The organism is Streptomyces sp. NPDC045022 (assembly GCF_056432605.1).
On the sequence record NZ_JBWKIR010000002.1, the window covers coordinates 416,963 to 437,353 of the forward strand.

Genomic DNA, 20,391 nt, shown 5'->3' on the forward strand with positions numbered 1-20,391 from the left:
GAGGGTCACGCAACCTTTCTGGTGTAGCTGGTCCGGGAGGCGGCCGGTTCGGTCCCGGGTGGCACCGGATACACCGCGGCCGGTTGCAGCCTGTGTTCCAGGCGCAGCACGCCCAGTGCCGAGCCCGCCGTGGCCGCCGCGAGAAGCAGCCACATCACGGTGGCCGACAGCGACAGCAGGGCCGTGAGCACGGTCGGCGCGAGCGCGATGGGCACCGCCCACGACAGCTGGTAGACCGCGAGATGACGGCCGCGGGTCTCCTCCGGCGCGGCCTGGGCCACCAGTGCGGAGGCCGTCGCGCCGTGCAACAGCTCGCCCGCGGTGAACGCGGCGGTCCCGGCGAACACGCCGGCGACCAGTGCCGCCCCGGTCGACAGGGTGCCGAGCACCGCGAAGGTGAGGAAGGACAGGGCGAAGACGCTCGCGCCGAGCGCCACCGCACGCGTTCTGCGGTACCTGACCAGGACCCGGGTGACCGGGATCTGCAGCACCGCGATGCCGACCGTGTTGACCGCGTACAGGATGCCCACCAGCGAGACGGGCGCGTCCAGATCCCGGGTGACGTACACCGGGAGGGCCACGGACAGCACCATGTAGGCGAAGGCCGTCGGTATGTTCAGGAGCGTCAGGCCCAGGAACGGACGGTTGCGCGCGACCATCCGGTAGCCGCCCTTGCGGGAGACCCGGCCGCCCGCCGGCTGCGCCGAGGCACCGGGGCGGATCGTGCTGAGCAGCGCGCCCGAGAGCAGATACCCGGCGGCCGCGCCGAGCACGACGTAGTAGAACCCGGACTCGTCGAGGGCGAGGGCCGCGCCGGCGAGGAGACCGCCCACGCCCAACCCGGCGTTGCGCAGACTGCGTTGCAGGGCGAGCAGCTTGTCCCGCTCGGTGCCTTGCACGATCTCCGCGACGAAGGACTGGATGGCCGGCGGGTAGGAGGTGTCGCCGAGGGCGACCGGCAGCATCACCGTGAACATGGCCACGCCGTTGTCGACCAGGGGGTAGGTGCAGAACGCCGTGGCGCGCAGTACATATCCGCCCACCAGTACGGCGCGGGCACTGAAGCGGTCGATGAGGACGCCGGCGATCGGGTTGCTCACCAGCCCGATCACCGAGGCGGCCGTCACGATGGCACCGACCTGGGTGAGCGGCAGACCGGTGACGTGGTGGAAGTAGAGGAGCGACAGCGGCAGGTACATGCCGCTGCCGGTCGCGTCGACGACCATGCCCAGCATGTACTTGAAGCGGACGGACGACAGCTTCCCCGTCATGACGCCTCCGCCGGCTCGGCGCCCTGCCCGGACTGCGCCGGGGCGGCGTCCCCGGGGGGAGCCACGATCTTCGTCTCGGCGATGATCCGGGCTCCGAGGGCACGCAGTCTGCGCTCGCACTCGACGCGGGTCGGGGCCGATCCGACCGCCGCCGTGAGGAAGTCCGCGGAGCCCGCGGCGGGGGCGATCACCTGGCCCTCCTCGGCGAAGAGCCAGAAGCCCTTCACCCACTCCTCGTCGGGGACGGCGGGCAGCGAGCGCACCAGACCGGGCCGCTTCATGGTGAGCACCTGCCCCGACATGCAGCGCGGCCGCAGCGGCGCCCGGTCGCCGGTGGCGCCCGCGGCGACGGGCAGCGGAAGGCCGGCCTCCGCGCGGGTCACCTGCACGGCGAGCTGTATGCCGAAGAGGGTCTCGAAGACCTCCCGGATCTTCGCGCCGCCCGACCGGCCCGCGATCTCGCACAGCACCAGGCGGTCGTCGGGCGTGTGGAAGACCTCCGCGTGGAAGGCGTGGGTGCGCAGCCGGCCGCCCTCGGGCTTCAGGGCGGCCAGGGTCTGCTCGACGAGCGCGAGCAGCCGGGGGGTGAGCGGGTCGTCCACGTCCAGGGTCAGGTCGACCCGCGGCCCCGGGTCGGCCCCGAAGGAGGCCAGCTCGTACTGGTACTGGGAGGGCCAGGCCGCCACGGTGCGGCCGTCCACCACCAGCCCGTCGACGTGGCACATCCGCCCGGGTACGTAGGCCTCGACGACCAGGTCGTCCCGCGAGCCGTCCCGGTAGGCCCGCGCGAGCCGCAGCTCCAGCTCGTCCCGGTCGGCGAGGATGCTCAGACCGATGGAGTTGTAGCCTGCCCGGTCCTTCAGCACCACGGGGAACCCGTGCTGTCCGGCGAAGTCGCGGACATGCTGCGCGGTGCTCGGCACGGTGTGCGGGGCGACCTCGACGCCGGCCTGCCGGGCCAGCCGCTTCATCAGGGCCTTGTCGCGGAACGGCGTGATGTCGGCGCTCCAGGCCCCGTCGAGGCCGAGGTGCTCGCGCAGCCGGGCGGCGAGGGCCAGGTCCGCCTCGTGGTGGGCGATGACGTGGGTGATCCGGTACTGCTCGGCGAGGGCGAACGCGCGGGCCGGCACCGCTTCGTCGTCGAGGGTGTCGAAGAGTTCCAGGTGGGTGAAGTCGTGGTCGGCGTCGCCCGGGATCTCCTCGCCGGCCAGCTCGATCTTGTCGCGGGCGGCGAGTACGACGATGTCGCCGGGATACGGCGTGCCGCCGTCGAGGCCGGGGGCGTCGCCGTCCAGCCACCGGCGGTAGGGGAAGGCGGCGAAGGGGTTGCGGTGCAGGATGAGGACGCTCATGCGGGGATCACCGTCCGGTCGCTCACGGGGGCCGCTTCGGCCAGTCCGGGCCGGCCGTCGGGGTCCTTCACCCGGACCTTCACCACGTCGCCGATGAGTTCGGCGCCGCGCCGGATCGCCGCCGTGGTGTCCGCGCCGGTCACGGCGACCAGGCCGAGGCGGTCCCAGTTGTCCCTCAGGGGGCGTACCGTCTCCCCGGGCTTGGCGCTGATGCGCACCGCGAGCACGTCGGCGAGAGCCTGTGCCTCGCTCACGCCGTCCACCGACTCCACGATGTCGCCGGGCCGTCCCACCACCGACCGTACGGCGGCTCCGCCGTGCGCCTCGGGCCGGTCGGGGAGTTCCCCGGCCAGGCCGAAGGGCGCGGCGAGGGCGAGCGTGACGGTGTCGATGCCGTAGACGCTGTGCACCAGGTCGGTGATCGCGTCACCGGCGATCCGGTTGTGGCTCTCGATGACGCGGGGGCCACGGGCGCCGATCCGGATCTCGGTGTGGCAGACACCGTCCTTGACGCCGAGCCGGTCCAAGAGCCGGATGACGGCCGCGCGTGCCCGCTCCTCGACCGCCGCGCCGAGCCGGGCGGGGACCGCGTGCCCCAGTTCGGCGAAGTGCGCGGGGTCGGTGAACTTCTCCGTGATGGTGATGACCACGTGGCGTCCGCCGGAGCTGAAGGACTCCACGCTGTATTCCGGGCCGTCGAGGTACTCCTCCATCAGGAAGTCCTGCAGCAGCATCAGTGTCGAGACCCGGTCCGTCCTGGTGCCCGACAGCCGCCGCACCTCGGCCCAGACCCGGTCGGCGTCGGCGGGCCCGTCCAGGCGGTGCACGCCGATACTGGCGGTGGCGTCGGTCGGCTTCACGACGAAGGGGTAGCCGTGCCGCTCCCCGAACGCGTCCAGGTCCTCGCGGCGGCGCAGCGGCTGGGCGCGGACCGCGTCGGGGTCGAGCCCGGCCAGGTGCTCGCGCATGACCACCTTGTCGCGGAAGCGCCGGGTCACCTCGTAGCCGGTGCCGCCCAGGGCGAACAGATCGTTGACGCGGGCCGCGTTCTCCAGGCCAGGCTCGGTGATCGAGGTGGCGGCGGTGAAGCCCGGGGAGTCCCAGAGCCGCTTGGCTATCGGCTCCACCAGGTCCCAGCGGGTGTAGTCGACGACCTCCACATGGTCGGCGAGGCGCTCCTGCTCGGCATTGATCTTGGTGGGGTGCTGCAGCAGCAGGACATGCAGGCCCAGCTGCTTGGCCTTGGCCACCGTTTCGTCGGTGGCGCCGACGAGGAGCAGTGAACGCTCAGGATCCATGGGTCCGTTCCGATCCGTTCCGGTGTGGGGGCTGCTGTTGCGTGCGGGGGCCGTCCGAGGGGGTGATGACCGCCTGCGGGGCGCGTACGTGCACGCCCTTGGGTACATCGCTGAGCACCAGGGACATCGCGCCGATCAGGGCGTCGTCGCTGATGGTGATGGGTCCGAGCAGGGTGGCTCCCGCGCCGACCGTCACGCCGTTGCCGAGCCGGGGATGGCGGCGGGCGCCGGGCCGGGCGTGCTCCTGGTCGTGCCACCAGCCGAAGGAGCCGAGCGTCACCTGGTGGAAGAGCGACACATCGTCACCGATGACGGCGGTCTCACCGACCACGACTCCGCTGCCGTGGTCGACGAAGAACCGCCGGCCGATCTGTGCGCCCGGATGGATCTCGACGCCTCCGGTGAGCACCTTGGTGGCGGTGCACACCAGGCGGGCCGTGACATGACGGCCGTGGCGGTAGAGGAAGTTGCTCGTACGGTGACCCACCAGGGTCAGCACGGTCGGGTGCAGCAGCGCCTCGGTGCGGGACCGGACCGAGGGGTCGCGGGTGACGATGACGTCCAGGGTCTCCCGGATCCGCTGACGCAGCGAGGGCGAGGCGCGCACGGGGCTCATCCGGCCGGCTGAGACGGGGTGCCGGGCTGCGTGGCCGGGGCTTCCTGGGCCTCGGGCCACCAGCTGAGGTAGCGCTCCCCGGTGTCGGGGAAGACCGTGACGACCGTGGCACCGGACAGGTCGTGCCGGCGCGCCAGTTCCACACAGCCGTACGCGGCGGCGCCCGAGGAGACGCCGACCAGCAGTCCGGTGGAGGCGGCGATGGCCCGGGTGGTGGCCGCGGCGTCCTCGTCCCCGACGACGATCACCTCGTCGATCACCGCGATGTCGGTGACCGGGCTGATGAATCCGCCGTTCAGGCCGGGGATGCGATGCGGTCCCGGATCGCCGCCGGACAGCAGGGGCGAGCCCGCGGGTTCCACCGCGACGACCCTCAGCTCCGGGTTGCGTTCGCGTAGACAGCGGGCGATCCCGGTCAGGGTGCCGCCGGTGCCGACGCCGCACACCAGATAGTCGACGTGGCCGCAGGTGTCCCGCCAGATCTCCGGCCCGGTGGTCTCGTAGTGGGCCCGTACGTTGTCGGCGTTCAGGTGCTGGCCCGCGTACCAGGACCCGGGCGTCTCGGCGTGCAGCTTCTCGGCGCGCTCCACACAGCCGGCGAAGCCGAGGGTGTGGTCGGTGAACTCGACCTCGGCGCCCAGCATGCGCAGGGTCAGCACGCGCTCCCTCGAGGCGTTGTCGGGGAGCACGATCCGGCAGGCGTAGCCGCGGGCGGCGGCGAGGGCGGCCAGGGCGATACCGGTGTTGCCCGAGGTGGATTCGATGATCGTCCCGCCGGGCCGCAGTGCCCCCGACTCCTCGGCCGCGCGCAGCATGAACAGGGCGGCCCGGTCCTTGATGCTGGACAGCGGATTGGCCGCCTCCAGCTTGGCCAGCACATGTGCGTCGGCGGGCAGTCCGGCGAGGCTCAGCCGCAGCATCGGGGTGTTGCCCACGAGTTCCTCGAGTGAGCCGACGACACTGCCGGTGGTTGGTTCGGTCACGGGCCCCTCCGGATCAGTTTCTGCGCGCCACCTGCCATGGGATTTCCGTGTGCTCCCGCACTTGGCATGTGCTCTGCCAAAATCTGCCGCTCCCCGTGCGTCATGGCCACGCCGGGCATGGTTCGGGTTGCCGCACTGCACTGATTGCGGGGGTCCCCCGCGCCGCCGGTCCTGGCTCAAATCCGTACGTTCGAGCGCGAGGTCGTAGACCCATCGACTACGGGGGTACGTAGATGAAGATCCGGGACGCCACCCAGACATGTCTGCCCGATCTGCTGGAATCGCAGGCTCTCACCCGCGCCGGCGACATCGCCGTGGTCCACGAGGGGGAGTCGCTCACCTTCCGTGAGCTGGCCGACCAGGCCGAGGACGTGGCACGTTATCTGCACCACCTCGGTGTCGGCGCGGACGTCGGCGTGGGGCTCTTCGTCGAGCCGTCACTGGATCTGATGATCGGCGCCTGGGGAATTCTGCGCTCCGGCGGGGCCTATCTGCCGCTCTCCCCCGATTATCCGGAGGACCGCATTCGCTACATCGCGCAGGATGCCGGCCTGGGTGTCGTCCTCACCCAGGACTTCCTGCGGGACCGGCTGGCGGAGTTCCTCGCCGCGGATACGGTCGTCATCACCCTGGACGACGTCGTGGAGTTCACGAAGGGCCGGCCCGACGCGGATCCGGCCGAGCTGCCCGACGGTGCGCGCCCGGCGGATCTGGCGTACATCATCTACACCTCGGGCAGTACCGGTAAGCCCAAGGGGGTGACCATCGAGCACCGCTCCATCGTGCACCAGATGCGCTGGCTCGCCGATACCTTCGCGCTCGACGCGGGCAGCACCGTCCTGCAGAAGACCCCGATCAGTTTCGACGCCGCGCAGTGGGAGATCCTGGCCCCCGCGTGCGGCAGCCGGGTCGTGGTCGGGTCCGGCGGTATCCACCGCAGTCCCTCGCGCCTCATCGAGGTCGTCACCCGCCACGCCGTCACGACCCTGCAGGCGGTGCCGACTCTGCTGCAAGCCCTCGTCGACACCGACGAACTCGACCGCTGTACGTCGCTCACCCATCTCTTCAGCGGCGGCGAGGCCCTGTCCCGGGCGCTCGCGAGGGAGCTGGCCGGGGCGTTGCCGGCAGCCACGCTGGTCAATCTCTACGGTCCGACCGAGTGCACCATCAACACCTCGGCGTACCCGGTCGACCCGGCAGCCCTCGACGACGGCCCCGACGCCCTTCCGATCGGCGCGCCCGTGACGGGCCTGCGCTATCACATCCTGGACGCCGAGGGCCGTCCCGTGACGGCCGGGCAGACCGGTGAACTGCACATCAGCGGCGTCCAGTTGGCGCGCGGCTACCTGCGCCGGCCCGAGCTGACGGCCGACCGCTTCGTGCCGAACCCGGATGCCGTCACGGGTGCGGGTCCGTCCGAGCCCGGCCACGACCGGCTGTACCGGACCGGTGATCTGGCCTACTGGAACGCCGACGGCACCGCCCAGTTCGCGGGCCGCGCCGACAACCAGGTCAAGTTGCGCGGCTTCCGGATCGAACTGGACGAGATACGCCTGGCCATCGAGGCCCACGACTGGGTGAAGAACGCCGCCGTGCTGCTGCGCACCGACCCGCGCACCAGCGCCCAGAACCTGGTCGCCTGCATCGAACTGAGCCCGCGCGAGGCCGCGTTGATGGACCAGGGTGAGCACAGCGAACACCATGTGTCGAAGTCGTCCAAGCTCCAGGTCAGGGCCCAGCTGTCGAACCCGGGCGTGCGGGACGCCGCCGATCTGTCCGGTCGGCCCACCGTGCCGCTGCCCGGTGCCACCGTCGGCCCCGAGCAGCGGCGCCGGGCCTTCGCCCGCAAGACGTACCGGTTCTACGAGGGCGGCCGGCTGGAGGCGGCGGACGTGCTGGCGGCGCTCGGGCGGCGCACCGAGGGCGCCGGATCCCGTCGCCCAGAAGAGCTGACCCTGCGCGAACTCGGATGTCTGCTGCGGAATTTCGGCCAGTACATCAGCGAGGAACGCCTGCTGCCGAAGTACGCGTACGCCTCCCCCGGATCCCTCTACGCGACGCAGCTGTATCTGGAGCTGGCCGGGATCGAGGGGCTGGCCGCGGGCTACTACTACTATCACCCGGTCCACCACGAGCTGGTGCTGATCCAGCGCATCGAGGCGCCCGCGGGCCCCGGGATACGGGTGCACTTCATCGGCCGCAGATCTGCGATCGAGCCGGTGTACAGGAAGAACATCCAGGAGGTCCTGGAGATCGAGGCCGGGCACATGGCCGGTCTGTTCGACGAGGTGCTGCCCGCCCATGGCCTCGCCCTCGACGAGGCGGCGCACGACAGCGGTCTGACACAGCTGCTGGGCTGCGCCGGGGACGACTACCATCTGGGCTCCTTCGTACTGGTGCCCTGGACGGCGGCACACGCGCAGGCCCCCGCGCACCACGCCCTGGACATCTATGTGCAGTTCCATCCGGGCAGCGAGGCCGGCCTGCCCAGCGGGCAGTACCGGTACCGGGAGGGCCGGCTGCACCGGATCAGCGACGAGCTGATCCTCAAGCGGCATGTGATCGCCATCAACCAGGCCGTGTACGAGCGTTCGAGTTTCGGCATCACGCTGGTCAGCCGCGCCGCCGAGCAGGGCAGGGAGCGGCTGGGCTACGTGGATCTGGGCCGCGGGCTGCAGCACCTGATGATGAACACCGGCAACCTGGGTTTCATGTCCGCCGGTTACAGCTCACGCACCGGAGACGACCTGCCCGCCGCCCGGCGCATGACGGCGATCCTGCGGGCGACGCGGCAGCGCACCGGGCCCTCGTACTTCTTCGTCGGCGGCACGGTCAGCGAGGAGCAGCTCCGCCACGAGGGCATGCACGAGGACCAGGTCCACATGAAGGGGCCGGAGGAGCTGATCAGGGAGGATCTGGTCGCGTCCCTGCCCGAGTTCATGCTTCCCAGCCAGATCCTGGTGCTGCCCGGGCTGCCGCACACCCCCAACGGCAAGCTCGACGCCCGAGCCCTGGAGGGGTACGTCGACGAGGCGGTGGCTCGGGCCCATCCGATGGTGGAGCCGCGCGACCGGGTCGAGGCACGGCTGTGCGGTCTGTGGCGGACGGCGCTGAAGCGGGAGTCCGTCTCCGTGCACGACGACTTCTTCCGGCTCGGCGGGAACTCGCTGGTCGCGGTCGCCCTGGTCAAGCGGGTCAACGAGGCGTTCGGCTGCAGCCTGCCGTTGCAGGTGCTGTTCGAGGCTCCCACGGTGGCGAAGCTGGCGGAGGCGGTGAGCGCCCGGGCCGCCCTCACCGCCTCACGGCTCGCCCCGCTGCGGGCCGGGGGCGGCGAGCCCCCGGTGTTCTGCTGGCCGGGGCTCGGCGGCTTCACCATGAACCTGCGGCTGCTCGCCGCCCGCGCGCCCGGGCAACGGCCGGTCTACGGCATCCAGTCGTACGGCATCAACGAGGGCGAGACGCCGTTCCCGTCCATCGAGGAGATGGCTGCCGCCGACGTCGAGGCGCTGCGGCGGGTCCAGCCGGAGGGTCCCTACACGCTGTGGGGCTACTCCTTCGGCGCACGGGTCGCCTTCGAGACGGCGTGGCAGCTGGAGCAGTCGGGCGAGCGGGTGGAGCGGCTGTTCCTGCTGGCACCGGGTTCACCGCGGGTGGCCGGTGCCCCGCAGGCGGCACCGGGCCCGGCGGTGGCCGACTTCACCGATCCCGTGTTCGCCACCATCCTCTTCTCCGTCTTCGCCGGCACGGTCAGCGGCCCGGTCCTCGAGGAGTGCCTGCGCGAGGCCACCGACGCGGAGAGCTTCGCGCGGTTCGTCGACCGCCAGTACCCGCAGCTGGACGCCGCGCTGATCCGCCGGGTGGTGGCCGTGGTCTGCCGTACCTACGGGTTCACCTACGACCACGTCGACCCGGCCGCCCGCCGGGTCGCGGCGCCCGTCACGGTGTTCCGGGCGCAGGGCGACGAACCCTCCTTCATCGAGCGCACCCCGGGCCACACGGCGGCCCCGCCCACCATCGTCCAGCTGGAGACCGACCACTACGGAGCGCTGCGCGACCCGGGCGTCGACGAGCTGGTCAAGGCGCTGCAGCGGGCCACGCCGCGGCCGGCAGCAGCCTCGGCAACGCGACAGACAAGGACACTTCCATGCCTCACGTGACCATTCAGCACTTCCCGAAGTCCCTCACCGCCGAGCAGCTTTCCCGCCTGGTGGAGCGGGTGACGACCGCCGTGCAGGAGGCGTTCGAGGTCGAGGAGACGGCGATCTCCATCGCCCTGGCGTCCGTGGCTCCCGAGGACTGGGACGCGCGGGTCTACCAGCCCGCGATCGCCGCCGACCGCGAGAAGCTGGCGAAGGCACCGGGCTACTGAACGCCCCGGACAAGCGCACTCCACCGGCCCCGCTGGTGACCGCGGGCCCCGCCGCTCCCACCAGGAGCGACGGGGCCGGGTCGGCTTCAGCGATCTGCATCCGGCTCGGCGGTACCGCCCGACGTCGCTACGGGTTTCGTGTGGAGGACTTCGCGGGCCTGGTCCGCGGCGCGCGCGATGCTCTCGGAGATGAAGTCGAGGAAACGGGCGATGTTCTCGAGGCGGGCGGCGGCCGGGGTGCCGGGGCCGAGGATGCCGACGCCCTCCCGTGCGGTCTCGGCGATCTGGGTGGTGCCGCGGGCGCTGGCCATCATTGACTGGTACCAGACGTCGTCGTCGACGACGTAGCGCTCGCGGCGGCGTTCGTCGCGTTCCCGGCGGACGAGGCCCTGGCTCTCGAGGAACGCGATCGCTTTGGAGATGGACGCCGGACTGACCCGGAGACGCTGGACGAGTTCGGACGCGGTGAGGCTGCCCGCGTCGCTGGTGCAGAGGCAGGCCAGTACCCGCGCCATCATCTTGGGCGTGCCCGATTGCATGAGGACGGTGGTGAACGTCTCCTCGTACTCGCGCACCGCCTCGGCATCGCGCCCGTAGATCTGCGCGGGCGCCTCCGGCCCCCGGGGCTCGGCCTGCCTGCGGCGGTGGGCGCGGTGTTCGGTGGCGCGGTGGGCGAGATCGGCGCGGTAGGCGGTGGGGCCGCCGTTGCGCATGACCTCGCGCGTGATCGTCGAGGTGGGTCGGTCGAGGCGTCTGGCGATCTCCGCGCAGGCGAGGCCGTCGGCCAGCCCCAGCGCGATCTGCTGGCGTTCCTGCTGGGTGAGTCTGCCTCCCGGCATCGCGGTCTCCTTCGTGGTCCGTGGCCTCTCCAGTATAGCGTTCACCCCCACTCCATTGCAACGAGCTGTGCGGAGGTCGTTGCGTTACCCTCAGGGCCGTTGCAACGATTTCATGGCCATGACCTGCGCTGATACGGATTGCTCGCAACGAATACGTTGCCGGAATCATGAATGCAACGTAGCGTTTCCATCATCAGAAACAGCGCGCCGAAGGAGAGCACGATGCAGAAGTTCGACACCCCCGCCCCGGTCTCGGCCGTCCTCGACATCCCGGCGGGACGCATCCGGTTCATCGCCGCCGACCGGGCCGACACCACGGTCGAGATCCTGCCCGCGGACGCCTCCAAGAGCCGGGACGTGAAGGCGGCGGAGCGGATCGAGGTCGCATACCGCGACGGCGTCCTGCGGATCGAGGCCCCGGCGCCGAAGAACCGGATCCTCGGCAGCTCCGGATCCATCGAGGTGACGGTCCAGCTGCCCGCCGACTCGCGCGTCGAGGCGAAGGCGGGCGCCGCCGAACTCCGCGGCGTCGGACGGCTCGGCGACGTCACCTTCGAGGGCGGCTACCGCTCGGTCAAGCTCGACGAGGCCGCGAGCGCCCGCCTCTCCGTCCACGACGGCGACGTCTCGGTCGGCCGCCTGGGCGGCCCCGCGGAGATCAGCACCCAGAGGGGCGACATCCAGATCGCCGAGGCGTTGCGCGGCACGGTCACGCTGACCACCCAGAAGGGCGACATCTCCGTCGGCGCCGCCCGCGGAGTCTCCGCCTCCCTGGACGCCGGGACCACCTACGGCCGGATCCACAACGCGCTCAAGAACACCGACGGCGACGCCGGCCTGAACGTCCACGCGACCACCGCCTACGGCGACATCACCGCCCGCAGCCTGTAAAGGGAGCACCCCTCATGACCAACCTGGCCATCGCGGCGAACGGGCTGCGCAAGTCCTACGGCGACAAGACCGTCCTCGACGGCGTCGACCTGGCCGTCCCCGAAGGAACGGTCTTCTCCCTGCTCGGCCCGAACGGCGCCGGCAAGACCACCGCCGTCAAGATCCTCTCCACCCTCGTCTCCCCCGACCCCGCCAGTGGCCCGATCCTCGTCGGCGGCCACGACCTCGCCGCCGACCCCCAGGCCGTGCGCGCCGCGATCGGCGTCACCGGACAGTTCTCCGCCGTCGACGGCCTGATCACCGGCGAGGAGAACATGCTGCTCATGGCGGACCTGCACCACCTCTCCAAGCGCGAGGGACGGCAGGTCACCGCCGACCTGCTGGAGCGCTTCGACCTCACCGAGGCCGCGAAGAAGCCCGCCGCCACCTACTCCGGCGGCATGAAGCGCCGCCTCGACATCGCCATGACCCTGGTCGGCGACCCGCGGATCATCTTCCTCGACGAGCCGACCACCGGCCTCGACCCGCGCTCCCGGCACAACATGTGGCGGATCATCCGCGAGCTGGTCTCCGACGGCGTCACTGTCTTCCTCACCACCCAGTACCTGGAGGAGGCGGACGAACTCGCCGACCGCATCGCCGTGCTCAACGACGGCAGGATCGCCGCCCAGGGCACCGCCGAGGAACTGAAGCGGCTCATCCCCGGCGGGCACGTCCGGCTCCGCTTCACCGACCCGGCCGCGTACCAGAGCGCCGCCTCCGCACTGCGCGAGGCCGCCAGGGACGACGCATCCCTCGCCCTGCAGATCCCGAGCGAAGGCAGCCCGCGCGAGCTGCGCTCCATCCTCGACTGGCTGGACTCGGCCGGCATCGAGGCCGACGAGCTGACCGTGCACACCCCCGACCTCGACGACGTGTTCTTCGCCCTGACCGGCGGCGGCGGCGTCCCCCACCAGCCCAAGGAGACCGTCCGATGAGCTCCCCCGTGGCTCCCGCCCGCGCGACCCGGCTCTCCCTCGCCGTACGCGACTCCTCCACGATGCTGCGCCGCAACCTCCTGCACGCCCGGCGCTACCCGTCCCTCACCCTGAACCTGCTGCTCACCCCGATCATGCTGCTGCTGCTCTTCGTCTACGTCTTCGGCGACACCATGAGCGCGGGCATCGGCGGCGGCAGTCCGGACCGCTCCAGATATATCGCCTACCTCGTCCCGGGCCTCCTGCTGATGACCATCGGCAGCACCGTGGTCGGCACAGCGGTCTCCGTCTCCAACGACATGACCGAGGGCATCATCGCCCGCTTCCGCACCATGGCGATCCACCGCGGCTGCGTGATCGTCGGACACGTCATCGGCAGCGTGCTGCAGTCGATCATCAGCGTGGTCGTCGTCGGCGCCGTCGCCGTGGCCATCGGTTTCCGCTCCACCGATGCCACCGTCCTGGAGTGGCTCGCGGCGTTCGGACTGCTCGTGCTCTTCGCCACGGCACTCACCTGGATCGCCGTCGGCATGGGTCTGATCAGCCCGAACGCCGAGGCCGCCAGCAACAACGCGACGCCCCTGATCCTGCTGCCGCTCCTGTCCAGCGCCTTCGTTCCCATCGACGCGATGCCGGGCTGGTTCCAGCCCATCGCCGAGTACCAGCCGTTCACGCCCGCCATCGAGACCCTGCGCGGCCTGCTGCTCGGCACCGGGATCGGCAACAACGGATGGCTCGCCGTCGTCTGGTGCCTGGGCCTCGCGGTGCTCGGCTATCTCTGGTCGACCTCGAAGTTCGACCACGACCCGAAGTAGCCGCCCTGACAACGCGGGCCGCCTCCCGCAACCCGTCCCACCCGAGGGCGGCGTACACCGACACCCCGTCGGCGTACGCCGCCCCGTTCGTGTGCAAGGGGGGCCGGCAGGCGTGCCCGAAGCGTTCAGTGGGTGCTCAGCATGCCTTCGCGCAGGCGGGTCAGGAGGCGGGTGATCAGACGGGAGACGTGCATCTGGGAGACGCCGAGGCGTTCGCCGATCTGGGCCTGGGTGAGTTCCTCGACGAACCGCCAGTGGATGATCCTGCGGTCGCGTTCGCCGAGTTCGGCGATCATCGGTGCGAGGGCGTGGAAGTCCTCGACCAGGCCGAGGGCCGCGTCCTCGTCGCCGATGAAGTCCGCGAGCGCGGCTTCGCCGTCCTCGCTGCCACTGATCGTGGCGTCCAGGGAGGCCGACTTGTAGCCGTTGGAGGCAAGCTGGGCCTCGACGACCTCCTCCTCGGGCAGGCTCATCAGCTCGGACAGTTCCTTGACCGTGGGGGTACGGCCCAGCCGGCTGCGCAGTTCCTCGGTGGCGCGGGCCAGTTGGACGCGGGCCTCCTGCAGCCGACGGGGTACGTGCACGGCCCAGGACGTGTCACGGAAGAACCGCTTGATCTCACCCACGATGTAGGGGATCGCGAAGGAGGTGAACTCGACCTCCCGGGACAGCTCGAACCGGTCGATGGCCTTGATCAGACCGATCATGCCGACCTGGACGATGTCCTCCATCTCCTCCGGCCCGCGGCTGCGGAACCGGCCGGCCGCGAAGCGGACCAGGGACATGTTCATCTCGATCAGGGTGTTGCGCGCGTACTGGTATTCGGGCGTGCCCTCCTCCAGCTTCGCGAGCTGCTCGAAGAAGAGCTTCGACAGCTCCCGCGCGTCCTGGGGAGCGACCTTGGACGGGTCGGCGATCTCCGGCACAGCCACTGTCTGCTCGGCAGTCTGCACGGTCGTCGTCACCATGGTGCGCCCTTCCCCATCGATCGGCTTCGTCTCGGTCGGTCCCCTCGACCGACGATCAGCCGCCTACCCCGACTCACGGAGTGCATGCCCGCCTTTTCGGAATCGCCGTGTCCGCATCACGGCGCGTTGCCGTCCCCGTGGCTGCGCACGATCTCCTTGACCTTGGCCACTGCGAATCCCCACCCCTGCTCGACGGTCGGCTTGGCCGGCACCGCGACCTCGTCCGGGTTGGTGAGCACGTCGAGCAGTACCGGTCCGGGGGTGTCGAAGGCGCGGCGTACGGCCTTCTCCAGCTCGGCCGGGTCGGTCACGCGGATCCCGGTGATGCCCATGGCCGTGGCGACGGCGGCGAAGTCGGGGTTGTCCAGGACGGTGCCGAACTCCGGGAGCCCGGCCTGTTCCTGTTCCAGCTTGACCATGCCCAGACGGCGGTTGTCGAAGACGACGAGCTTCACGGGGAGACGGTGGGTCTTCAGTGTCATGAGGTCGCCGAGGAGCATGCTCAGCCCGCCGTCCCCGCAGAAGGCCACGACCTGCCGCTCACGGTCCAGGCACTGGGCGCCCAGCGCCTGCGGCATCGCGTTGGCCATCGAGCCGAGGTTGTAGGAACCGATGAGCCGCCGCTCGCCCCGCATCTCGACGAAACGCGAGAGCCACACCGTCGCCATGCCGGTGTCGGAGGTGAACACGGCGTCATCGTCGGCCAGCCGGTCGACCACTGCCGCCAGCGCCTCCGGCCGGATGTCGTGGGTGCGGTTGTCGAGCGAGGAGCGAAGGCGGCCGATCAGGCCCTTGTCGTGTGCCGGGTCGGCCAGCCGCGCCTGGCTCTCGCGCCACTGCCGGAAACGCTCACATGCCTTCTCCAGGTGCGAGCGGTCCCGCGCCCCCTCCGTCCCGGCGGGAGCGGCGGCGAGGTGGGTGAGAAGGTCGCGGACGGTCACGCCGGTGTCACCGACGAGGCCGGCGTCGACCGGTACGCGCCGCCCGATGTGGGCGGCCTCGGTGTCCACCTGGATGACGGTCTTCCCCTCGGGATACCAGTCCCGATAGGGAAAGTCGGTCCCCAGCAGCAGCAAGGTGTCCGCGTCCTGCAGGGCCGACGCGGCGGCCGGGTTGCCGATCAGCCCGGTCTGGCCGACCTGGAAGGAGTTGGCGTCGCCTTCGAAGCCCTCCTTGGCCTTGAGGGTGAGTACCATCGGCGCGGCCAGCCGGTCGGCGAGGGTCAGCACGTCCTCGCGGGCGCCGCGTGCGCCCCGTCCGACGAGCAGTGTGACCCGTTCGGAGCGGTCCAGGAGTTCGGCGGCCCGCCGCACGGCGGATTCCTCCGGCCGGCTGAGCGGAGCGTTCAGGGAGAACCTGGCCGGGCGGTCCGGGTTCAGTTCGCGCTCGCCCAGGTCGCCGGGCACGGTCAGGACGGCGACCCCCTTGCGGCCCAGGGCGTGGCGCACCGCCGTCTCGAGCATCTGCGGCAGTTGGTCGGGAGAGGTGATGGTCGCACGGAAGACGGCCACATCGCTGAAGAGGGCGTCGTTGTCGACTTCCTGGAAGTAGTCGGTGCCGAGCTCGGCGAGTGGCACCTGGCCGGCGATCGCCAGAACCGGGGTGTGACTCTTGGCCGCGTCGTACAGCCCGTTGAGCAGGTGGACGGAACCGGGTCCGACCGTGCCCATGCAGACGCCGAGGGTGTCCGTGAGCTGCGACTGGGCGCTCGCGGCGAACGCCGCCGCCTCCTCGTGCCGGCAACCCACCCACTCCAGGCCCTCGGTGGTGCGAATGGCGTCGGTCAGGGGATTGAGCGCGTCTCCCACCACGCCGAACACCTGGCGCACGCCGAGTTCGCTCAGTGCGTCCACGATGACGCGGGCGACGGTACGGGCCACTTGAGTCCTCCAGGTCAGACGGTGAATCGGTCGGGATCGGCGGCATTCCAGTCGGCCGCCCAGGACTGCGGAGGCGCGGCGAGCAACTGCCCCGGCGCGAGCCACTCGTACAGCTCCTCGTAGGAGCGCTCGGTGTAGGGGTCGATGCGCCGGCGGAGCATGTGGGGGCGCAGCTCGGCGGGATCGGTGACGCCCATGGACGCCATGATCTGCAGGGCGCTGGCCACGGTCGCCTCCTGGAAGCGCTGGACGCGCGGCGTCTTGTCACGGACGTCGAGGGCACGGGCGCGTCGGGGGTCCTGTGTCGTCACACCGGTGGGGCAGGTGTTCGTATGGCACCGCTGGGCCTGGATGCAGCCGACGGCGAACATCATCGCCCGCGCCGCGTTGCCGTAGTCGGCGCCCTGCACCAGGCGCTTGACCAGGTCGGTACCCGTGGCGATCTTGCCGCTCGCACCGATTCTGATCCGGTCGCGCAGGCCCGCGCCGACAAGGGCGTTGTGCACGGTGAGCAGACCCTCGGTCAGCGGGGCCCCCACGTGGTCGGCGAATTCCAGGGGCGCGGCCCCGGTACCGCCTTCGCCTCCGTCCACGACGATGAAGTCGGGCGCCGTGCCCTCCGCCAGCATGGCCTTGCACACGGCGAGGAACTGCCGGCGCGACCCCACGCACAGTTTGAATCCGGTCGGCTTGCCCCCGGACAGCTCTCGCATCCGGGCGATGAAGCGGACCAGTTCGCGCGGGGTGGAGAACACCCGGTGGTACGGCGGCGAGATCACCGTCCGGCCCTCGGGCACGTCCCGTACCTTCGCGATCTCGGCATTGACCTTGGCGCCCGGCAGCACGCCGCCGATGCCCGGTTTGGCGCCCTGGGAGAGTTTCAGGGACACGCACTTGACGTGCTCGTGTGCGGCCTTGTCGGCGAACTCACCGGGGTCGAATTCACCGTCCCGGGTACGGCAGCCGAAGTACCCGGTGCCTATCTCCCAGACCAGGTCCCCACCCGGCCTCAGGTGGTACTCCGACAGGCCGCCCTCACCGGTGTCGTGGGCGAAACCCCCGGCGGCCGCGCCACCGTTGAGAGCGAGGATCGCGTTCGCCGACAGCGAGCCGAAGCTCATCGCCGACACGTTCAGCAGCGCCATGTCGTAGGGGCGGCCGCAGTCGGGCCCGCCGACCCGCACCCGCGGAGGCGTCTTCGGCACCGGACACGGAGCCATCGACGGCACCAGGAACTCGTAGCCGGGCTGGTAGACGTCCCGTTCGGTGCCGTACGGCTGCTCGGCGTCCGTGCCTTTCGCCCGCTCGTAGACGATGGTGCGGACATCCCGGTCGAAGGGGCGCCCGTCGAAGTTCCGCTCGATGAAGTACTGCTGCAGTTCCGGGCGGATCCGCTCCATGAGGAAGCGGGCATGCCCCAGCACGGGGTAGTTGCGCAGCACCGAATGCCGGCGCTGCAGCAGGTCCGCCGCGCCCAGCAGACCCAGCAGGGTGAGCGGCACGGCGGCCGCGCACCACCAGGGCGAGAGACCGACCGCGGCAACGGCTGCCACCATGCCGGTGGCCAGGGTCAGGGCGACGACTGCCGTACGTATCACCCCTCGCTCATTGCCCGGTATCGGCCTCCCAGTCCTGCGGCCTCGTCAGGAAACCTGGACGTGCGGTGCGATCGGACTGCGCTGCTGTGCCCGTCCTGCCGGGGGCGGCGGGCCGGGTCCGGGGGCGGCTTCGGGCGAGTTCGGGTTCCGGTCCGTGGCTCACCGGGGTGCGAGGACGTGGTCGCCGTCATCGCGTCCCCGGACGGGAAGGAGTAGCCCGGGGCATGCGCCACATCACGGGATCCCGGTGAGCAGTCATACTCCGGGATCGGGTTGGACCGGGGCGGGTCGACGGCCGCGCGCCGCTTCCAGTTGCGCGGCGAAGGCGAGCCCGAGGAAGAGGGCGATGGAGGTCAGGTAGGCCCACAACAGCAACGACATGAAGGCGCTGAGGGGGCCGTAGACGGTGTCGAAGGAGCCGCTGAGGTCCAGGTAGAGGCTCAGCAGCCACGTCAGTGTCATCCACAGCACCAGGTAGACGGCCGCGCCGAAGGCCAGCCAGGTGTAGCCGGGCTGCCGGCGGCGCGGCGAGCGGCGGAAGACGGCACTCGCCGAGATGAGCGCGAGCAGCAGTCCGAAGGGCCAGCGCAGGATGTCCCAGGCCGTCCGGGCGCTGCCGTCGAGGTGGTAGACGGTCACCGCCGCCGAGGCGAGGTCGTCGCCGGCGACCATGACGACGGACCCGAGGCCCAGCGGTAGCCCCGCGCAGACGGACATCAGCAGGCCGCGCAGGTACTTGAGGTGGAAGGGACGGTCACGTTCGTTGCCGTAGATCCGGTTGGCGCCCCGCTCGATCTGGCACATCGCGGTGGTGACGTTGACCAGGGAGAAGGCGGCGCCGAACCAGAGGGCGACGGCGGCGCCGTCGCCCGCCGTGTGCCGACTGCGGTCGAGGGCGTCGCCGACGACGTCGGCGCTGGGCCCCCGGGCGAACCGGTGGATCGTCAGTTCGGCCAGTCGGCCCACGTCCTCGGTGTGCAGGGTGGTCGACAGGCCCACGAAGGCGATGGCCAGGGGTACCACGGCCAGCACCGTCTGCAGAGCGAGGGCCCGGGAGTGGCTGAAGCCGTCGGCGTACCGGAAGCGGACGAAGGCGTCCCGCAGCAGGGACCAGCCGCCGTAACGGCGCAGTGCCGCCCATGCCTCGTCGCCGGACAGTTCCGCTCCGCTCATGTCCCGCGTCTCGGGGACCTTCGTGGCGGTACCCATTCACTTCTCCCGCGTCGGCAGCAGCACGGTCAGGGCCCCCGGCCTGACCTCCGCGGTCAGGCGCCGGCCGACGGCCACGGGATCGCCGTCCAGCTCACGGGGCTGCGGGTCGTCGAAGGCGAACTCCGCACGCCGGAAGGTGAAGAACTCCACGGGTACGCCGCCCCCGACGCCGTTCCGCGTGCGGCGACCGGGCGCGGCCGGCGACGGTGCTGCCGCCGCTTCGCGACGCAGCAGCGTCCGTACGGCGGCCAGCCAGCCCCTGGGGCCGCGTGGGTCCAGGATCAGCAGGTCCAGCCGTCCGTCGTCGGGCCGGGCGCCCGGAAGCAGGGTCATACCGCCCTGTACGGTGCCGACGTTTCCGACCAGCACCATGCGGGCCGTGCGGCGCAGGGCGGGCGCGCCGTCGAGACGGATGCTCAGCCCCGTGCGCGGGGTGTGGAGCACGCGGAGGGCGGCGAGCACATAGGCGGGCCAGCCGAGGACGGACTTGGTCCTCTCGTGCGCGTTGGCCCGCTGCACCATCGCGGCGTCGAGACCGGCGCCGGACATGGCGGCGAAGTGCGTGGGGGCCAGCCCGTCGCCCTCGATACGGCCGAGGTCGATGCGGTGGGCCGTACCGCGCAGCGCGGCGTCGAGGGCGTCGGCCGGTGCCATCGGCAGGCCGAGATTGCGGGCCAGGAGGTTGCCGGTCCCGCAGGGCACCAGGGCGAGTGGTACGTCACTGCCTGCCAGGGCGTCGGCGGCCGCGCGGAGCGTGCCGTCGCCGCCGCACACCACCACGAGTGTCGCGCCGTCGCGGACCGCATCGGCCGTCTGGCCGCCTCCCGGGTCGTCGGCGGTCGTCTCGACGAACTCCGGTGCGGGGTGGCCGTGGTGTTCCAGCACCCGGCGCAGCGCCTCGCGGTCGGCCCGGCCGGTGACCGTGGGATTGCAGATCACGGCGGTTCTGCCGGGAACCCGCCGCGACCGGCCGGCCGCGGGCGTGGGTTCGGCGGGTTTTTCCGGCACGGCAGTCGACATGGGTGCCCCTCCGGTCCAGCGCTCGGCGACGACGTTCGCCGGAGGCTGTCCTCCCCCGGCTCACCGCCGTATGCCCGCTCGGCCGAGGAGCAGGCGGTCTCCGGGGTGCTCGGTGGGGAGTTCGATGAGGCGGGGCGGTGGCGAGTGCGTGTGCGGTTGGCTGAAAAGATGACGCTTCGGGGCGAACTTCGCGCCACGGCCCTGTCCAGGACGATGCCGGGAGTGCGGCGGGGGCTGCCGGGCATCTGCTCTCTGGGCTCGTCCGGAGGCCCGCAGACGATCTGTCCTCTTGGCCCAACGGG

15 protein-coding genes and 1 pseudogene are annotated in these 20,391 nt (G+C 71.1%); 5 read left to right on the plus strand and 11 right to left on the minus strand.

What is annotated here, in order from left to right:
- Positions 1 to 5: 5 nt before the first annotated feature.
- Genes AC07C1_RS05135 through AC07C1_RS05155 form a run of 5 tightly spaced genes read right to left on the minus strand, consistent with a single transcriptional unit; the run spans position 6 to position 5,520 of the window.
- Positions 6 to 1,271: an MFS transporter gene (locus AC07C1_RS05135; RefSeq protein ID WP_478936994.1), complete on the minus strand. Its 1,266-nt coding sequence runs from the start codon at positions 1,269 to 1,271 to the stop codon at positions 6 to 8.
- A complete protein-coding gene (locus AC07C1_RS05140) occupies positions 1,268 to 2,623 on the minus strand; it encodes an ATP-grasp domain-containing protein (protein ID WP_478936996.1) in 1,356 nt (451 codons plus the stop codon). The genes AC07C1_RS05135 and AC07C1_RS05140 overlap by 4 nt, the downstream gene beginning before the upstream one ends.
- Entirely contained in the window at positions 2,620 to 3,921 is a 1,302-nt protein-coding gene (locus AC07C1_RS05145; protein ID WP_478936997.1) for an ATP-grasp domain-containing protein, read from the minus strand. Before AC07C1_RS05145 ends, AC07C1_RS05140 begins: the two co-directional genes overlap by 4 nt.
- Complete coding sequence (gene epsC, locus AC07C1_RS05150) at positions 3,911 to 4,537, minus strand: serine O-acetyltransferase EpsC (protein ID WP_478936998.1); 627 nt, start codon at positions 4,535 to 4,537, stop codon at positions 3,911 to 3,913. The genes AC07C1_RS05145 and epsC overlap by 11 nt, the downstream gene beginning before the upstream one ends.
- The gene (locus tag AC07C1_RS05155) at positions 4,534 to 5,520 is read right to left on the minus strand and encodes a PLP-dependent cysteine synthase family protein (protein WP_478936999.1); all 987 of its coding nucleotides are present in this window, start codon (positions 5,518 to 5,520) and stop codon (positions 4,534 to 4,536) included. Before AC07C1_RS05155 ends, epsC begins: the two co-directional genes overlap by 4 nt.
- Positions 5,521 to 5,753: 233 nt before the next feature.
- Between AC07C1_RS05155 and AC07C1_RS05160 the strand changes: the two genes are divergently transcribed.
- Both AC07C1_RS05160 and AC07C1_RS05165 read left to right on the plus strand, forming a co-directional pair.
- A complete protein-coding gene (locus tag AC07C1_RS05160) occupies positions 5,754 to 9,677 on the plus strand; it encodes a non-ribosomal peptide synthetase family protein (protein WP_478937000.1) in 3,924 nt (1,307 codons plus the stop codon).
- Complete coding sequence (locus tag AC07C1_RS05165) at positions 9,674 to 9,889, plus strand: tautomerase family protein (RefSeq protein ID WP_478937001.1); 216 nt, start codon at positions 9,674 to 9,676, stop codon at positions 9,887 to 9,889. The genes AC07C1_RS05160 and AC07C1_RS05165 overlap by 4 nt, the downstream gene beginning before the upstream one ends.
- 86 nt (positions 9,890 to 9,975) lie before the next feature.
- Here the strand turns inward: AC07C1_RS05165 and AC07C1_RS05170 are convergent, their stop codons facing one another.
- Entirely contained in the window at positions 9,976 to 10,728 is a 753-nt protein-coding gene (locus AC07C1_RS05170; protein WP_478937002.1) for a GbsR/MarR family transcriptional regulator, read from the minus strand.
- A 222-nt stretch (positions 10,729 to 10,950) separates the two neighbouring features.
- On the opposite strand from AC07C1_RS05170, the gene AC07C1_RS05175 reads away from it, so the two are divergent.
- From AC07C1_RS05175 to AC07C1_RS05185, 3 genes are read left to right on the plus strand one after another with little or no spacing between them, the layout of a single operon-like run.
- Entirely contained in the window at positions 10,951 to 11,619 is a 669-nt protein-coding gene (locus AC07C1_RS05175) for a DUF4097 family beta strand repeat-containing protein (RefSeq protein WP_478937003.1), read from the plus strand.
- Positions 11,620 to 11,633: 14 nt separating this feature from the next.
- Positions 11,634 to 12,596: an ATP-binding cassette domain-containing protein gene (locus AC07C1_RS05180; RefSeq protein ID WP_478937004.1), complete on the plus strand. Its 963-nt coding sequence runs from the start codon at positions 11,634 to 11,636 to the stop codon at positions 12,594 to 12,596.
- Positions 12,593 to 13,411, plus strand: coding sequence for an ABC transporter permease (locus AC07C1_RS05185; RefSeq protein WP_478937005.1), 819 nt, complete (start codon positions 12,593 to 12,595; stop codon positions 13,409 to 13,411). The genes AC07C1_RS05180 and AC07C1_RS05185 overlap by 4 nt, the downstream gene beginning before the upstream one ends.
- A gap of 125 nt (positions 13,412 to 13,536) precedes the next feature.
- On the opposite strand, the gene AC07C1_RS05190 is transcribed toward AC07C1_RS05185, so the two are convergent.
- The 5 genes and pseudogenes from AC07C1_RS05190 to AC07C1_RS05210 all read right to left on the minus strand — a co-directional run.
- A complete protein-coding gene (locus AC07C1_RS05190; RefSeq protein ID WP_478937006.1) occupies positions 13,537 to 14,379 on the minus strand; it encodes an RNA polymerase sigma factor SigF in 843 nt (280 codons plus the stop codon).
- A 116-nt stretch (positions 14,380 to 14,495) separates the two neighbouring features.
- On the minus strand, positions 14,496 to 16,259 hold the full coding sequence (locus AC07C1_RS05195; protein ID WP_478937007.1) for a thiamine pyrophosphate-dependent enzyme: 1,764 nt from the start codon (positions 16,257 to 16,259) through the stop codon (positions 14,496 to 14,498).
- A gap of 14 nt (positions 16,260 to 16,273) precedes the next feature.
- On the minus strand, positions 16,274 to 17,857 hold the full coding sequence (locus tag AC07C1_RS05200; RefSeq protein ID WP_478937009.1) for an FMN-binding glutamate synthase family protein: 1,584 nt from the start codon (positions 17,855 to 17,857) through the stop codon (positions 16,274 to 16,276).
- Positions 17,858 to 18,112: 255 nt separating this feature from the next.
- Positions 18,113 to 19,066, minus strand: a complete 954-nt coding sequence (locus AC07C1_RS05205) for a YihY/virulence factor BrkB family protein (protein WP_478937010.1) — start codon at positions 19,064 to 19,066, stop codon at positions 18,113 to 18,115.
- A pseudogene (locus AC07C1_RS05210) lies at positions 19,067 to 20,083 on the minus strand (diacylglycerol/lipid kinase family protein); the annotation flags it as partial.
- Positions 20,084 to 20,391: the final 308 nt, after the last annotated feature.

What these genes read in the sequence shown, in the direction of transcription:
- AC07C1_RS05135 (WP_478936994.1), bottom strand. Translation starts at nt 1,271, where the DNA reads ATGACGGGGAAGCTGTCGTCCGTCCGCTTCAAGTACATGCTGGGCATG.
- AC07C1_RS05140 (WP_478936996.1), bottom strand. Translation starts at nt 2,623, where the DNA reads ATGAGCGTCCTCATCCTGCACCGCAACCCCTTCGCCGCCTTCCCCTAC.
- AC07C1_RS05145 (WP_478936997.1), bottom strand. Translation starts at nt 3,921, where the DNA reads ATGGATCCTGAGCGTTCACTGCTCCTCGTCGGCGCCACCGACGAAACG.
- epsC (WP_478936998.1), bottom strand. Translation starts at nt 4,537, where the DNA reads ATGAGCCCCGTGCGCGCCTCGCCCTCGCTGCGTCAGCGGATCCGGGAG.
- AC07C1_RS05160 (WP_478937000.1), top strand. Translation starts at nt 5,754, where the DNA reads ATGAAGATCCGGGACGCCACCCAGACATGTCTGCCCGATCTGCTGGAA.
- AC07C1_RS05170 (WP_478937002.1), bottom strand. Translation starts at nt 10,728, where the DNA reads ATGCCGGGAGGCAGACTCACCCAGCAGGAACGCCAGCAGATCGCGCTG.
- AC07C1_RS05175 (WP_478937003.1), top strand. Translation starts at nt 10,951, where the DNA reads ATGCAGAAGTTCGACACCCCCGCCCCGGTCTCGGCCGTCCTCGACATC.
- AC07C1_RS05180 (WP_478937004.1), top strand. Translation starts at nt 11,634, where the DNA reads ATGACCAACCTGGCCATCGCGGCGAACGGGCTGCGCAAGTCCTACGGC.
- AC07C1_RS05185 (WP_478937005.1), top strand. Translation starts at nt 12,593, where the DNA reads ATGAGCTCCCCCGTGGCTCCCGCCCGCGCGACCCGGCTCTCCCTCGCC.
- AC07C1_RS05190 (WP_478937006.1), bottom strand. Translation starts at nt 14,379, where the DNA reads ATGGTGACGACGACCGTGCAGACTGCCGAGCAGACAGTGGCTGTGCCG.
- AC07C1_RS05205 (WP_478937010.1), bottom strand. Translation starts at nt 19,066, where the DNA reads ATGGGTACCGCCACGAAGGTCCCCGAGACGCGGGACATGAGCGGAGCG.